The following is a 15,056-nucleotide window of genomic DNA, read 5'->3' as shown; positions in this document are numbered from 1 at the left end:
TTTCAATTAAAAGAAAATTATGCTTATAAAAAAAGTTTGAGAGTACGTTTATTATAATTGAGTTAAAGTCCAAGGGATGCGATTCGAAATAATAGAATGAGGTTTACAATATCTGCCAACGTTAGGGCTTGCTGCTGTGCTGGAAATTTATTTCGTTCAGCCCACAACGTTAGCCCAATTGAAAAAACTATTGATGAAGATATGCAGAAAAGCTGATTATTGAAAGTCTGCCGGGACTGCTGCTGATAGCATTACAAAAGATGAGGATTTGCAGTTCAGCCAGCATAGCAGCAAGCCCAGTGTAAGCAGCCGCTTTAGTTTATTTATTCAATTTTAGTCATAACTGGCTGTCCAGTAGAATTATTAATTTGATAGTAAATTTTTCTCCCTCCATTGTTGGTTATAAAACCTTCGCTCGTTCTAAACTTGTAGTGAAGTTGAATTTGTCCATCTTTTATTTTATCAATAAATGTTTCGGAACAACAATAATTTGAAAGTGGATGAATTTTCAAAGATCGCCACATACTTTCCTTTTCAATATTTTTAGAAGTAAATCTATATTCAGTCCATTTGTTTGTTTTCAGATTACCTACTATAACCTTATCGGTGCCACTCGAATCTCCCGTTTTTAATATTGTCCAGTCATTATATCCTTGCAACTGTTCGTCTTTATTCCATTCACGATTATAATAAGTTCCACTTCCAATGTCAAAAATACTATCGTTGGAATCCTTATATTCATATGAAACGTCGTATTGATAATTTTGGATATCAGCAGTATGAACAGAATTACAAATTAAAGTACCGCCAATATTTTGTTTGATTTCAGCCTTGTCATAGTCAGGGCCGAACCCAGATGAGCAACCACAAATAAAAAAAATGAAAAGTCCTGGTAAAATAAAATTTAGTGTAAAAGATTTCATATTGAGTTTAGTCTGGTCGCAAATGGCTACTTACCTGAGGGCCTGCCGCTGTGCTTGAAATTTTTATCGTTCAGCCCAGACCGTTAGCCCACCCGTTAGCTATCGGGTTGAAAACCTAATAATGAAGATATGTACAAAAGACGAATAATGAAAGTGCGGCCCGAACTGCTGCTGATAGCATTACAAAAGATTAGGATTTGCAGTTCAGCCAGCATAGAAGCAAGCCGCTTGTTATAGGCCTGCGGACATTATGGTGAAGCTAGAACTGATGTGGAAATTTTTGAAATTGTTTTAAAATGCCAATCTTAATAAAGATTATTTTTTGTGAAATACAAACTAACTAAAAGGTTTAATTTTTCTTTAGTTTTAAATTTGTAGGTTTAGAATTGATAATTTCTACAAGTCTTGATTTTTTTAGTAAAAACATTTGGTTGGCAATGGGAGTTCCGTTAAGTAGAGAAGTGTCATGATTAAGCAAAGAGAGAGTATCACCCTTTATTCTCCAGTATCCAGAACTATTAAAGAAAACCACTCCTGTTTGTTGTTTGAATGAATAAGTTTTGTTTTTGTTTAAATTAAGCTCAGCTGAGCTTTCAAAATTAAGCCCAGGTTGCTCTTCTCCTTTCTCCAAATTTAAAGCATTACAAACACCAAAAAAAGGCCGCCGATGTTGCGTGTTCGTGCTGATGGTTTTGTAGCCCGACTATCACCGACATCAGTTTGAACCCAAACCGCACGATTATCCTATCTTACTTTAAGACTCTTATTGTGTCTGTGTAACTTAAATGTTTATTCATACTGTCTATGGTTGCAGAAAATATATAATAATCTTTTTTGCCTCCAGTAATTGTCACATGAATGGGCGTGATATTAAAAAAGGAATCAATATTGTCTTGGGGAGATTTATTATTACTTACTTCCACAATATCATATTCGCAAGGACTTTTCCATAAAATTTTACTCTTATTTATAAATCCTGTTTTCGTGTCAGTCTCAATTTGAAGTGAGTCTGAGCGTTCAATAAGAATTTTATTTTTTGTCACTGGCGAATAGGTAAAAAATTTCCCTGTCTTAAATATTGAGCAGTCCGAAGAACTTTTACAACATGATAAACTTGTTGCGAAAAATATAAAATAAAATATAAGTTGTCTTGGTTTCATTATCATTGGTAGAGGTCAGTTAGCATATCACACAACGTGTGTATTTCATCTAAAATACACTACTTCTTTTAGAAAACGATTTTTCTTCAGCCCTGCTTTTTAAACGTTTATAATAAAATACGCGGTTCCTGAGAGGTAGCGTAAAGTAGTTTGTGCCGAACCCGGGCATGGCAAAGACTTTTCTCGTTTATCATAACGGTTAGCTGGTAACCGAATATACGAAAACCATTCGCCCCAAACTGGCAGATGAACGCATAAAATTCATTACTGAACGCATAAGATATTCACCGGAGCGCATAAGATCTACACTGGAACGTATAGGATTTACACTGGAACGCATAAGAGCTTCACTGGAATGTACAAGAGCTACACTGGAACGTATAAGAACTTCATCGGAACGCATAAGAACTTCACTGGAACGCATAATATCTCCGCTGGAACACCTAAGAACTTTACTGGAGCGAATAATATTTATACTGGAAGGAACAAAATTTTCAACAGTATGAAAAATACTTTTGTTAGCGGTTCGTTACCTTTTTGTTTGCCGGCTCATAGTACAGCGTTACTGCACCACCCATAAAGGTTTTAGTTTTTATGAGTTTAAAAATGGTCCTGGTGTTTATATTTTCAAACAATGGCAACCCGCCTCCTGCAACGACGGGTTGAACACAAAGTTGATATTCGTCAATTAAATTAAGTACCATTAGCTGTATAATTAAACTCCGGCTTCCAACTAAAATGTCTTTGCCCGGTTGTTGTTTTAGTTCTACAACTACTTTTTCAAGTGGTTGATTTGATAATGTTGCGCTATCCCATTCTGTGTTCTCCAGCTTATGCGAAAAAACAATTTTTGGAATTTTGTCTATAGCTATAGCAAAGTCATCCATTGATTTTTCTCCTGAAGGATTTTTTAGCAGCGTTTGCCAGTATTGCATAAGTTGATATGTTATCCTTCCATATAGAATAACGCCAGAGTTATCTAACAGGTCAGTGTAATGCTGATGTATTTCTTCATCCGGGATCCCTGAAGTATGGTCGCAAAATCCGTCGAGTGTCATATTGATTGCTGCAATTACCTTTCTCATATTTTGCTTTTTAATTGTCTGACGTTTGATTAGTTGAGGAGTAGTCTTACGGATTAGGTATTTGCGAAGTGGCGGCAAGATATCCGTCAGCCGAATTTAGTACAAAAACTCAAGAGTAGCGCAACTGTTGAGCCTGCAATCTCAAGCCGCCATATTATAATAACCTGTTAGCGGTTCGTTGTTTCCTGGCTCCATTCAAAATCTAATAGTGAATAAATAAACAGGTCTAGATATTTATCATTAACAAGTTCAGCTTGTCGTAATATCCCTTCTTTTTTGAAACCCAATTTCTCTGGAATCGCCTGGCTTTTAAAATTTTCTGTTGCTGCCTTTATTTCAATCCTATGTAAACCTAATTTTTTGAAGCCGTAAGTTATTATTTGCCTGCATGAGTTAGTGACAATGCCTTTTCCTTCAGCTTCCCTTGTGAGCCAATACCCAATTGAAGCACTTTTGTTGTTAAGATTTATATAGTGTAATCCAATTCTTCCCACCAGCATTTCTCCAAATATTATTACAAAGCTCACTTCTTTGTTTTGTTGGTATAGAAGTTCACAATTTTCTATGTAACTGCGGAAGTCTTCCACTGATCTCATATTGCCTACCCACGGCAAAAAACCTGAAAGATGTACCCGGTTAATATCAACAGCCTCATACAGTGCTTCTGCATGCTTAGCCGCCGTTAGTTCAAGTTTTAACCCTTCGTTTATGTTTATTGTCATTTTAGTTTTCTACGAGTTTATTCATTGAACATTCTGCCCACAGGTCCGATGATTTATAATTTACAGATGAAGTTAAAAACAAAAGCTGGTAAGAACTCCTTCTGCCCGAACGCCAGATGACCAAAAAACCAAAGCTAATGAAATGTACGCCAGTTCAGCTTTTAGCAATAACCACTTTAGCCGGATACTTTAATTAAACTAATCTTGTCGGATCGGTTCCATACCATGTACCATAACTTCGAAGTATTTTGCATCGGGTGAAAGATGTGCGATCGGCCATGTTTTCTGAAAGGTGCTTTTCCATTAATAATTTATGAATCGGAGATCCGTATGCAAATTTTCCCACAGCAGCAGCATTTTTCCAAATGGTTACACTCATAAAATCATGTTTGATCACTTCCGGAAAAATAAAGGATTGTTGGGAATGCAGTGCATCCATGGCTGTCATTGAAGCCCTTATAGCACCCGTTCCCATACCAAATTCTATTACTCTGTTCATATCTAAATGATCATCCTTCACAAAACCCGCAGTCGTCAATACAACAATCGGAGTCTTTGTCCCGGGTGAGCTAGCCAACTCGTCAAATAATCTTGATGGATTGTTTTGGCTCAGATAATTTGCAGTTCCTTTATGATGGAAAGGCTGTAAAACAGCCGACCAAATTTCATTGCTTGCATTAATAAATGGAAAGAGTTCCCGGTTATTTTCAATGAGAAGGCCTGCAGAAGATTCATCCTCATGCAATCCAAGTATTACGAACCTGAATGCCGTATGAGATACTGGTTGTTGGGCAGCCGCCCGGGTGTCAGCGCCTATGTTACAAAACAACAGTCCTTTAAAATTTTCAATATTGGGTTCTCCCGGATTTTGAAGTGAATCAAAACTTATCAGTTGTAAGGAGATTGCCCTGGCTGATTTCATTCTTTAGAATTTGTTTTAAAAGTTTCGCTAACGGTAGAGCTTGCTGCTGTGCCGGAATTTCTATCGGCTAACCCGCAACGTTAGCCCCGTTGAAAAACTTTTGTTGAAGATATGCAGAAAAGCTAAATAATGAAAGTGTGTCTGAATTGCTACTGATAGCATTGCCGAAGATGAAGATGCGCAGTTCAGCCGGGATAGCAGCAAGCCCCTTTGTTGTACTAAACCTACGGTAGTTTAAGAAGCACTCTTCGGGAACGGAGAGTGCTTTTGTTTTGCATTTGCTAAATGAGCAAGTGGACGCGAATAGTTGGTGAGGGTGCTCTTACTTTTTCCGGACCTGTGCTCCTGTATTAAAATACTAACCCCCAATCATAAACGCAGTTCATTACACTTCACACTATAGCAGTCCTTCTTTCAACTCAAATCCCATAGTACTCAATTATTCAGTCACCGGTTCCGTACAACATGGGACTTCATCGGAGGCACTGCGTGCCCGACGAAGTCTTATTTGTTACAGGCAGTGTGTCTTTCTGTTGTTCTTACTTTTTTATCTCGTAGGATAATTCTACCATTCCGTTTTTATATGCTTTTGTGTCCTTTAGGTGTAATGCTTGTTCTTGTCCTATGTGGTCAAAAAATAGAAGTCCATCCCCTAAGATAATTGGCAAAATACTTACTCGTATCTCGTCTACCAATTTTGTTAGAAGAAAGTCTTTTGTAAGCATAGAACCACCCACAATCCACACGTTTTTATAATTTGGTTTCAATCGTTCGGTTACGAATTTGTTCAAATCTCCGGAATAAAATTCGATATTTTGTTTGTCAGTTGTAAGATTACGATTAGTTAACACTATTGTTGGTTTGTCACCATAAGCCCAGCCATAATCTTTTGAAAGCTCCAGGGCAAGTTCGTATGTTCTCGAACCCATAACGTAACAGTCTATTGTTTTTAGAAATTCTACAGGATCAACGCCGTCAACTCCTTTGTCATATTTATCTGAGGTTTCAAACCACGAAACGCTATTATCCTTTTTGGCAATAATCCCGTCAAGACTTGAAACCATATGTACAGTTAGCTTAAATGTGTTTGTCATAATTGCATGCTCTGTCTAACGATAGGGCTTGCTGCTGTGCTGGAAATTTATATTTTTCAGCCCGAACCGTTAGACCCATTGAAAAACTATAGATGAAGATAGGTACAAAAGATGAACATTGAAAGTCCCGCCCGAACTGATGCTGATAGCATTACAAAAGATGAGGATTTGCAGTTCAGCCAGCATAGAAGCAAGCCGCTTTGTTGTACGCAGCCTATTCTATTTGTCAATAAAATACGACACTATATATTTGTCTATCCTTATTTCTTTTCCGTGATTAACGTGAGTGACAGTCACTGGAATAAAGTACTCTCCGGGAGTTCCATGAACTTTTTTGACAAATATTGCTGTGCTTATTACACCATCTGAGCTAAAAGAGATAGGGATATTATTTACGCTTACTCTAGGACCAGACGTATCGCTTAGCGGCTCAGCTTGGATGTTTATTTCCAACTCAGCCCCTGTTTTTATGTGTTTTAAATTTTGTGTAACTAAAGGAGAAGGTACTTGAGGAATTGTTGAATTTTCTGAGACTTTATTAATGGTCTTTGGTCTGGACTTACAAGAAAATAAAAGAATTAAAGTAAGCAAATAAAGTATTTTCATGAGAGTTGGCTTATTCATCGGTCCTTTTGCACTGTTTTGCGATTGCGTACAACGGTCAGGGCTTTAAGCAGTTGGGGATTTACTTCCGTCCAGCCTGGCTACTGCCGCTGAATAAATGTACAAAAGCTTAATGACATATTCTACAGACCAGCCGAGTTGGGTCGCGCTGGAACTGATGCTAGGATATTTGTTGCCGCTGAAAGACGCGTTGGGTCGCCCCCCAATTGCTGAAAGCTGTTGTTGTGCGCAGCTTTTCTTAGAGTGATACATTGGCTGAAATCAGATTTATTGTGTTCAGCATGCTTTTGGCATTTATATTTTCAGGGTATTCAAATAAAACGTTTTGATAAATCTCTTTAGCTTTTTGAATGTCACCTGTTTGCAAATAGCAGTATGCCAAATTACAAAGACAACTTTCCATGATTGAACTTTTTGCCGAGCTTAGCAATAAGAAGAAGCGGAATGTATCGATCCAGCGATTCTTGGTATAATAACTTATTGTTTCTTCAAAAAATGGTATCGCTTGCTCAAATTGTTCCTGTTTTATTCTTTTTACTCCTTCAAAAATCGCGTTTGGAAAGAATAGAAATTTACATAGAAGTCTGAGCATGTAATAAACAAAAAGAGCGATCAGCCAAAAAAACTTCTGATCAAACTGATAAAAGAAGAGACATAACGCCCCTAAAGTTATTAGGATAGGGAATAGCGAAAGCCAATTAATCTGTTGTTTTACAAAGGGAACTTTTGATGCCATAGTTATTAAAGTTGCGCACAACTCATAAATATACGAAAGTTCTTTCCCCTTCCAATTTGCGTATATTTTTTTAAAAAATTAATTATTAATGCATTATAAAAATAAATGAAAGTTTTAAAACTTTCGCAAATACAACTCAGTTAATCTGGTAAATTATGCTTTTTTGGTTTTGGCTACTCGTAGATTTGAAGCTGGCCTTCTTTATTTGCTATTCTTCCTAAAGCCCTTTTCAGATTTTCAAATTCAATATTATTGCTATTTATCGCAATTTCAAATATCTCATTATTGCGGGTTATTAAAATCTTTTTTCTATAAATGTTGATGGTAAAATCCTTTAATTCGCCGGCTTTATCAAAATCATGTGTTTCAAAATAATAATAGTCTTCTTCAAATTCATCCTCGCCGTACGTTCTTTGGAGTAAAATGTATGGCTTTATTGATGCCAATATTTCCTTAGCAGACTTTTTTATATTGCCATCAAATTCTTCCTTTTCCTGGAGAAACTCAATAGTACAGCCAAATTCATCATCAGATATTGATATTTCTTTACATTCCAGTTTCATATTATTTTATTTCGGTTTATTATTCTAAATTCAAATTATCAAGCGGGCTTACAATCTGCAGCATATCGCGGTTAGTTACGTGGAGGTAACGAAGTGTCGTTTTTATATCATTATGCCCCAGTAACTTCATAATCATGGTTACATCCGTTCCTTTATCAAGCAAATGTGTGGCGAAGCTATGACGTAAAGCATGTATGCTTCCCGGCTTAAGAATACCAGCTTTTTGTTTTGCGGCATTTAAAACAAGTTGCAGGCTCCGGGTGCTATAAGGTTCCCCGGCATTTTGCCCGCTAAACAAATAGCCTCTATGTAGCGGTTTATACGCGTTCCAATATTCGCGCAGCATTATTAAAAGTACCGGGCTTAGCGTAACCATGCGGTCTTTTTTGCCTTTGGCGTTCTCAATAAAAATACACATACGCTTACTATCTATATTGGCCGTTTTAATAGTAACTACTTCGCTTACCCGTAATCCACCGCTGTAAGCAAGCATCAACATAACTTTATGCTTCAGGTTTGAGGCTGCTTTTATTATTGCAGCAATTTCATCCTGGTTAAAAAACCTGGGTAACTGCAGCGGTTTTTTAGGTCTTGGTATTTCCCAAAAGAATTTTTCTCTTCTTAAAACCTGTTCATAATAAAACTTAAGCGCATTCATCCTGCTATGCAATGTATTTTCACTTAGCTTTAATTTTTCGTGACAATATTGCAAATAATCTTTTATTCGCTGAACGGTAAATTCATTGGCAGGTTTATCTTTTATTAATTGTAGAAATTGAGTAAACTCATTGGTATACGTTTTAATAGTAGATGGGCTATAGCTTTTCAATACAAGTTGCTGTTTAAATTTTTGAAGGGCTTCTTTATTTTCTTTACTTATGGCCAGGGTTCCCTTTACCTGTTGCGCAACAATTTTGGCCGGAGGCTGTTTCATGGGTGGTATAACGGGTATGGCTGCCTGCAAATTCTCTTTCCCCGTGCCTTTCTTCTTTTCCAGGAGATATTTCTTTAATTCATCAATCTGCAACAGGGCCACACCTTTCAAAGCTTTTGCAAGCTGTTCATAATTTTTTTCATTACAGGGCATATACCAGCACTTATGTGTCTTTGTCCATTTTGCTCCGGCTTTCTTTTGAAAATAATGGTTAAGTGTTCCGTTTTGTGGTGCATAAATGGCAATGCATTCGCCCCCGCGATGAAAAAGCGGTTTAAGTGTTACAGTCTCCATATTTTAAATGTAACCAATTCAAAAGAATTGCACAAGGGGGGCCAAAATTTCTGCCGTAGCCTTGCGCCCCCGGGATTTAAAAACATCAGCAAAACTAAAAGGAGAGGGCTAAAGGCTGAGATGTGATGCTTTAATGCATTTTAGGTGGTAGCCAGCTTCCGCAGAGATGATCACAGTCCTGGTAACACCCGGAACAATTTTTTAAATTTAAGTTCATTCATTTTAATAGAAAACTAACAGTGAGCCTACAAGTAACTGCTAAGGGTACACGCAAAAAAAAGACTACGTTAGTAGTCCTCTTTTCAATATCTTTTAACCGGTTTGGAAAATTAAGAAACTCTGCAACGTATAATAACGCTGTACATAATTTGGTTTCTTGGGCCTATGGCAGCTACCCTGCAATTATATACCGTTCCCGACACCAGGTTGGGAATTGTACATTTTGTGGTAGTGGTTGTAATTACCTGCCAGTTATCCAGCGCCATCATTTCATCGGTGGCATACTGAAAATTATAGCCAATCGCCCCAAGTACGCGATTGGTTCTCGCAAATAACTCAAGTGGGTTGGCCCCTGCCACCACTGAAAAATTCTCCGGGTTTTCTATAGGCGGCTTTGGGGAAGCCGTTTTCCGGATGTCGAAATTGGAAGACTTCGCTATCACTTCATCACCTGCAGCCTGGGCCATCACGTATGGCGCCCATAGTTGCAGTGCGGTGATAACGGCTTCACGCTTCTGTTTCTTAATGGCAATTTTGAGGCGATCCCCATCTTTGCAATCAGTAATAGCGGTACGAAAATCCGCGATTAAAGTCCCCATATCCACCACCGGTGGATTAGGCGCAGGGAAATAACTGTTGTTGGTGACACCCGCGAGGATATCGGATGACTTCTTTTGTAACATGACGTCGGAATAGTTATCGAAGCCATTGTTAATAGATAGTGTCGGCATTTTGATTGATTTTAATAATTAAAAATGCGGTTAAAAGTATTTGTCATAAAACTGTAATTCTAATTGTTTTATTGCGCTACCGGGATAACGGGGTAACGGTTATGGATACACGAAATTGGCAAAAGCGCCCATAACCGTAATTTTTTTATTTTATAAGTTTTTGAAAAATAAGAACATCCGTTTTTTCGGAAGGGACATATCAATAAAAAAAATATTTGAAAAATGTAATGATAAATTGCAGTGCCTCCTCAAAAATTGGCACTAACGGGGCTTTGATCGCCCTTTTTTTTCAGAAAGGAGGGGCCTCCTTTCAGAAAGGTGGGGCTTCCTTTCAGAAAGGTGAGGCTTCCTTTAAGAAGGGTGGGGCTTCCTTTCAGAAGGGTGGGGCCTCCTTTCAGAAAGGTGGAGCTTCCCTTCAGAAAGGTGGAGCCTCCTTTCAGAAAGGTGGGGCTTTCGTTCAAAAAGGTGGGGCTTCCGTTCAGAAAGGTGGGGCTTCCTTTCAGAAAGATGGTGCCTTCCTCCAGGTTAATTATTGCCTTGCCCGTATTTTTTACGCTCGCTACCGGGGCTAACGGTTAGGAAGCAAACGATCCGCCGGCGGAAAATTTATTTTAATAAAAAAAATATTATCTTGTAAGCTCTAATTGAAATTTTCTAATTGAACCCACCCTTTTTTTTAAACTGCTTTGCATAATTTTTTTTGGGAAGGAGATTTGAAAGTGTTGTTTTATTGATAGAGAAATATTTCGTGTGTCACAAACCATGGCATAGGGCTTATTTTATTCCTTTTCTTATTTTACATTGAATTAATATAATATTTATGAAGGTCTTCATTTTGGGAGTGTTCAACATGGTCTCAATTTTCGGAATGAGCCAAACACCAATTAATAAACAATTCATTTTAACAGGAGTTGTTCACGGTCGTGACACAGGTTTCATTGTTTTAAGATATATAAATAAATCAAATCGATGGATATTCGATTCAACTTATTTGCAGAATGGTCGATTTAGATTTGAGGGGAAAATTAATGAACCAACGAGTGCGGTTATTTCAGGTAAAAAGAAAATAATAGATTTTGACGAAGTCAATTATGTAAATATTTTTCTAGAGCCTGATTCCCAACACATCGAACTAACAGAAAACGATTATATCCACGCAAAAGTCATCGGATCAGCTGCTCAAAATGAACTTGATACATTCAATTTAAAGATTGACTCAATTAATGCCAAATATAAAATTCCACTACAGCAGTTGACAGCCGCTAAATATGCATATCAAAAAGCTCAAAATGAAAAAGAAAAGGAAAACGCTCTCCAGAAAGAAAAAGAAATATCAGGAAAATTAAACCCGAGATATGATGAAGTTATAAATGAAGATATTTCATTCCTTCTCCACCATCCTGATTCTTATGTCAGCCCTTTTATTTTTTACGCCCCGGCAAATATATTACCTATTGATTCTGCAATAACTTTATTTCATACTTTATCGCCGAGAATACAAAACAGCATCAGCGGCAAATACATTGCAGATCTGCTGAGAAAGAAAGAACAAAATACCGTTGGTAAAACACCTTATGACTTTAATACACGGGATATAAACGGCCATGATGTTTCTTTATCAAAATTCCGGGGAAGGTATTTATTGATCGATTTTTGGGCAAGCTGGTGTGCCCCATGTGTTGCCGAGATACCGAATATTAAAAAATTATATGAGCAATATCATGTAAAACGTTTTGATGTTTTAAGTATTTCCATTGATAAAGATTCTGTTGCCTGGCGTAAAGCGGTGACGAGGGAAAGAATAAGCAACTGGCAAAATATCCGTGCAAATGAGGAAATAGCAAATAATTATCCCAATGTAAATAATCCCATTCCATCTGGAATGCTAATTGGACCCAACGGTAAAATAATCTGGAAATCAGGTGGGGATGAAACATTAGGTGAAAGACTAAAGCGGATGATAAAATGAAGCAGTAATAACGGAGACGCCTACACTGTATTTCAAGGGGCATAGGCTACCTGATAATTATAGCCTGAATGAATTAAAATATATTTTATAAGAATATTTTCATTTTATTTTAAAATGCTATGAAGAAAATTATTCTATTCACTGCACTTTATCTTATACAGTCTATAGTTAATGCACAAAACGACAATTTTCATTTTGTGATTTTCACAAATGCTTCGGATCAAAAAATAATTTTCTACAAACATAATATAATCAACAGAGCGGAGATGAGTATGTTACAGCCAAAAGATTCTGAATCCCTGGATTGCAGTAATAACATATATTCTGATCATCCTTTATTGATTTATTGCGCTAACCATCTGAACGATTATCCTTTTTTTGTGCGCCCAGGCAACCGGTATGAGTTTATAACTGACAGAATGGGAAAAATAGGTATGCGATGTTTAACCGATTCAGCCAATAATGGCGAATGTAATTTTTTTAAGAAACTTATTCTTACCACAGATTACCTGGATGAATTTCCTTTTCGAAAGCATCTTCCACCAAAAACAACTCTCGGGGATAGAGATCGTTTTATCAGCGATTTGGAGTATAAAAGGCTGAAATTTCTTGAATCAGAAGTTGGGAAATATAAATTAACAACTGAATTTAAGGAAGCGGCCAGGGCTGTTATAAAATCTTATGCTATTAATGACAGGCTTGTGTGGGATGAAAGAATATTTAATAAGCAAAAAATTAATGCCTATTATAAAGTTCACTTAACGGAAATCGATACTGAATTTGCTGAAAATAACCAGTTAAACCTGGCGCCGTATCGTTTGGCTCTCTCCGACGCACTGCAGTTAGAGCCGGAATTGTTGATAGAAAGCAAAAATATTTCCTCTATTAATCGCCAATACCTGCAATTTTTAAGAATAGTGGACGCAAGCGGATATCTTGGTTCGCCAGGCCAGAAATACGTTGGAACAGATACTGGATCAACAGTAACTAACAAGTTTTTGCTCAATTATTTGCATTCGATGCATGAAAAATCTCTACCGAATAGTAAATTCCTTACCAAAGATTTTAATGGCAGACTTTACAGGTTCGACTCACTGATCAAACCTCAAAAAGATGAGATTGTTTTCGTAGATTTCTGGGCTTCCTGGTGCGTTCCTTGCCTTACTGAAATTCCTTATATAAAAAAATTAATGGGTAAGTATAAGAATGAAAAAGTTCGCTTTATGTTTTTTTCAATCGACAAAGATGATAATGCATGGAAAGCAAAATGTGAAGAAACCGGAATGAAATCCTCAAGTTACTTGCTGTTACAGCCTGAAAAATTTGAATTGGCTAATAGGCAAAAGATTTCAGCGATTCCGATGTATGTCATATTTTCTTCAAAGAATATAATATATAACACGGCAACTCCAGGCAGTGGAAAGTTGGATGGGATTTTCAATAAACTATTAAATGAATGACGTTCATTGCTATCCCTGCTGATGTTGGCGTCCCCGCCAACATATTTCTTTTATAGCAGAAAGATAATATTTATATTTATTGGTGCTTCAAACTTATCATACAGAATTTTTAACCGGAACTATTTTTAACTGGGAGCACCTGTTAGTAAATGATGTTTTGAAAAATGTCATCATCAGCTCTTTTGAATGGCTTGTTCAGAATAAAAAATGTACTATAAACGCTTTTGTTATAATGCCGAATCATATCCATATGCTTTGGAAGATTTCGGATGGCTTCGAACGAAAAGATGTTCAGGGGGCGCTATTTAGCTTTACTGCTCATGAATTTAAAAAGCACTTAAAGAAAAAAGATGCCGTTCATTTACAGAAATATTTTGTAAATAGCTCAGACCGGGATTATCAGTTTTGGGAAAGAGAGCCAATGGCGAAAGAATGCTGGACAGAAAAATTTTTTCGGCAAAAACTGAATTACATTCACTTTAATCCATGTCAGCAACATTGGAACCTTGCAGCCTCGCCTGAAGAATATAAATGGTCATCAGCAAGATTTTATGAAACAGGGATAAAGAATTTTTCCTGGCTAAGCCATTTTAATGAGTGTTGAATGTTGGCGGGGACGCCAACATCAGCGGGGTCTAATATTACATTTTAATTAGTGATATTAGTATTGAGTTAACAAGCGGCAACAGCATGCTTTTTTTCGTGAGTTAAGCATTTCGCTTGGTCTATTACTTTAAAAACAACTTGAGCTATGTTATAACTTTAACGACGTTTAGCCTTAATCGTTATATATGTACTTTTAACTACCTATGCCTTTTACTTTCTATAAACAACTCAACGAAATGGATTGTGGGCCACACCTGTCTAGCGTCTCAGCGGGGTTTTCATTTCCGCTCCTCAATAAGGCTAACAGTTATGGATACCCGGAAATGAAACCCCGTTGCCGGAAGGTTCTTCAAATTAGAAAAGGTTCTTTCGCAAACAGTATAAAGATTTGTGGATTAGCTTTACCATAATTCAGTGTGTAAGCGGGCATCAGGGTTTCATGGAGCAATATTATTGTTAAAGTTTGTGCTGTGAAAACCCCGCTGGGAAAGTTACCGCACTGTATAATCATAACAATCGCTGGTTAATACCGTCGCCATCGTTACTCCATCCACTATTTGAAAATGAATGTGAAATTGTGTGCCGCGGGCAATAGAAGTAACCGCACGCCACAAATCAGCATGGCCATTGCCATGATCATCAGTTTCGATATCCTGTGGTGTTAGACCCAAACCTAGCGTAAGCCATGCAGTGCTTGAGCAGCCTGGATCTGTAACAGGATTTACGGCTCGTTGCAACAAGTAAGAATGGTTAGGTTCAAGATTACGAACCCAGGTATTTAAATCAACAATCCTGGCAGTGTCAGGGTCCTGGCGAAATTCTATGTAGCCGGAACCGTGAGGAAATGTTTTACCATCTCCCCGAAGAACAACATTTAAATCATAAGCAGAATCGCCCGGTGGAATTGCATCTTTTTTGCAACTAAAAAAGATTGTAAATAATGTTACAACAAAAATAGTTTTGAGGAATGCTTTGTAAATAATTTTTTCTTTCATGATAATAATTTTAAAGTTT

The 15,056-nt window shown here is 37.2% G+C and carries 17 protein-coding genes; 4 read left to right on the top strand and 13 right to left on the bottom strand.

What is annotated here, in order from left to right; genetic code table 11:
• Nucleotides 1-323: 323 nt before the first annotated feature.
• The 12 genes from FW778_RS13410 to FW778_RS13355 form a co-directional block, all read right to left on the bottom strand.
• Complete coding sequence (locus FW778_RS13410) at nucleotides 324-923, bottom strand: hypothetical protein (RefSeq protein ID WP_150415269.1); 600 nt, start codon at nucleotides 921-923, stop codon at nucleotides 324-326.
• A gap of 349 nt (nucleotides 924-1,272) precedes the next feature.
• Nucleotides 1,273-1,554 (bottom strand): hypothetical protein, encoded by a 282-nt coding sequence (locus tag FW778_RS13405; protein WP_150415268.1) that lies wholly within the window; start codon nucleotides 1,552-1,554, stop codon nucleotides 1,273-1,275.
• A 728-nt stretch (nucleotides 1,555-2,282) separates the two neighbouring features.
• Entirely contained in the window at nucleotides 2,283-2,507 is a 225-nt protein-coding gene (locus FW778_RS13400; protein WP_150415267.1) for a hypothetical protein, read from the bottom strand.
• Between the two features lie 94 nt (nucleotides 2,508-2,601).
• Complete coding sequence (locus FW778_RS13395) at nucleotides 2,602-3,168, bottom strand: dihydrofolate reductase family protein (protein WP_150415266.1); 567 nt, start codon at nucleotides 3,166-3,168, stop codon at nucleotides 2,602-2,604.
• Nucleotides 3,169-3,335: 167 nt separating this feature from the next.
• Nucleotides 3,336-3,890, bottom strand: a complete 555-nt coding sequence (locus FW778_RS13390; protein WP_150415265.1) for a GNAT family N-acetyltransferase — start codon at nucleotides 3,888-3,890, stop codon at nucleotides 3,336-3,338.
• A gap of 193 nt (nucleotides 3,891-4,083) precedes the next feature.
• Nucleotides 4,084-4,812, bottom strand: coding sequence for a hypothetical protein (locus FW778_RS13385; RefSeq protein ID WP_150415264.1), 729 nt, complete (start codon nucleotides 4,810-4,812; stop codon nucleotides 4,084-4,086).
• Between the two features lie 539 nt (nucleotides 4,813-5,351).
• The gene (locus tag FW778_RS13380) at nucleotides 5,352-5,906 is read right to left on the bottom strand and encodes a dihydrofolate reductase family protein (RefSeq protein WP_202552238.1); all 555 of its coding nucleotides are present in this window, start codon (nucleotides 5,904-5,906) and stop codon (nucleotides 5,352-5,354) included.
• Nucleotides 5,907-6,125: 219 nt separating this feature from the next.
• Nucleotides 6,126-6,512 (bottom strand): hypothetical protein, encoded by a 387-nt coding sequence (locus FW778_RS13375; RefSeq protein WP_150415263.1) that lies wholly within the window; start codon nucleotides 6,510-6,512, stop codon nucleotides 6,126-6,128.
• Nucleotides 6,513-6,768: 256 nt separating this feature from the next.
• Nucleotides 6,769-7,266 carry a tetratricopeptide repeat protein gene (locus FW778_RS13370; RefSeq protein ID WP_150415262.1) on the bottom strand — a complete coding sequence of 166 codons (498 nt, stop codon included), beginning with the start codon at nucleotides 7,264-7,266 and terminating at the stop codon, nucleotides 6,769-6,771.
• 173 nt (nucleotides 7,267-7,439) lie between these two features.
• Complete coding sequence (locus FW778_RS13365) at nucleotides 7,440-7,829, bottom strand: hypothetical protein (protein WP_150415261.1); 390 nt, start codon at nucleotides 7,827-7,829, stop codon at nucleotides 7,440-7,442.
• A 19-nt stretch (nucleotides 7,830-7,848) separates the two neighbouring features.
• Nucleotides 7,849-9,057, bottom strand: coding sequence for a tyrosine-type recombinase/integrase (locus FW778_RS13360; protein ID WP_150415260.1), 1,209 nt, complete (start codon nucleotides 9,055-9,057; stop codon nucleotides 7,849-7,851).
• 329 nt (nucleotides 9,058-9,386) lie between these two features.
• Nucleotides 9,387-10,007, bottom strand: coding sequence for a hypothetical protein (locus tag FW778_RS13355; RefSeq protein WP_150415259.1), 621 nt, complete (start codon nucleotides 10,005-10,007; stop codon nucleotides 9,387-9,389).
• 227 nt (nucleotides 10,008-10,234) lie between these two features.
• On the opposite strand from FW778_RS13355, the gene FW778_RS13350 reads away from it, so the two are divergent.
• From FW778_RS13350 to FW778_RS13335, 4 genes are all read left to right on the top strand, one after another.
• Nucleotides 10,235-10,579 (top strand): hypothetical protein, encoded by a 345-nt coding sequence (locus FW778_RS13350; protein ID WP_202552236.1) that lies wholly within the window; start codon nucleotides 10,235-10,237, stop codon nucleotides 10,577-10,579.
• A gap of 248 nt (nucleotides 10,580-10,827) precedes the next feature.
• Nucleotides 10,828-11,976 (top strand): TlpA disulfide reductase family protein, encoded by a 1,149-nt coding sequence (locus FW778_RS13345; protein WP_150415257.1) that lies wholly within the window; start codon nucleotides 10,828-10,830, stop codon nucleotides 11,974-11,976.
• 119 nt (nucleotides 11,977-12,095) lie between these two features.
• Entirely contained in the window at nucleotides 12,096-13,436 is a 1,341-nt protein-coding gene (locus FW778_RS13340) for a TlpA family protein disulfide reductase (RefSeq protein WP_150415256.1), read from the top strand.
• Nucleotides 13,437-13,518: 82 nt separating this feature from the next.
• The gene (locus FW778_RS13335; RefSeq protein WP_202552235.1) at nucleotides 13,519-14,040 is read left to right on the top strand and encodes a transposase; all 522 of its coding nucleotides are present in this window, start codon (nucleotides 13,519-13,521) and stop codon (nucleotides 14,038-14,040) included.
• A 493-nt stretch (nucleotides 14,041-14,533) separates the two neighbouring features.
• On the opposite strand, the gene FW778_RS13330 is transcribed toward FW778_RS13335, so the two are convergent.
• A complete protein-coding gene (locus FW778_RS13330) occupies nucleotides 14,534-15,037 on the bottom strand; it encodes a hypothetical protein (protein ID WP_150415254.1) in 504 nt (167 codons plus the stop codon).
• Nucleotides 15,038-15,056: the final 19 nt, after the last annotated feature.

Source organism: Ginsengibacter hankyongi (genome assembly GCF_008710285.1).
In the GTDB taxonomy this organism is placed as follows: domain Bacteria; phylum Bacteroidota; class Bacteroidia; order Chitinophagales; family Chitinophagaceae; genus Ginsengibacter; species Ginsengibacter hankyongi.
This window is presented reverse-complemented; position numbering and strand designations above follow the sequence as displayed.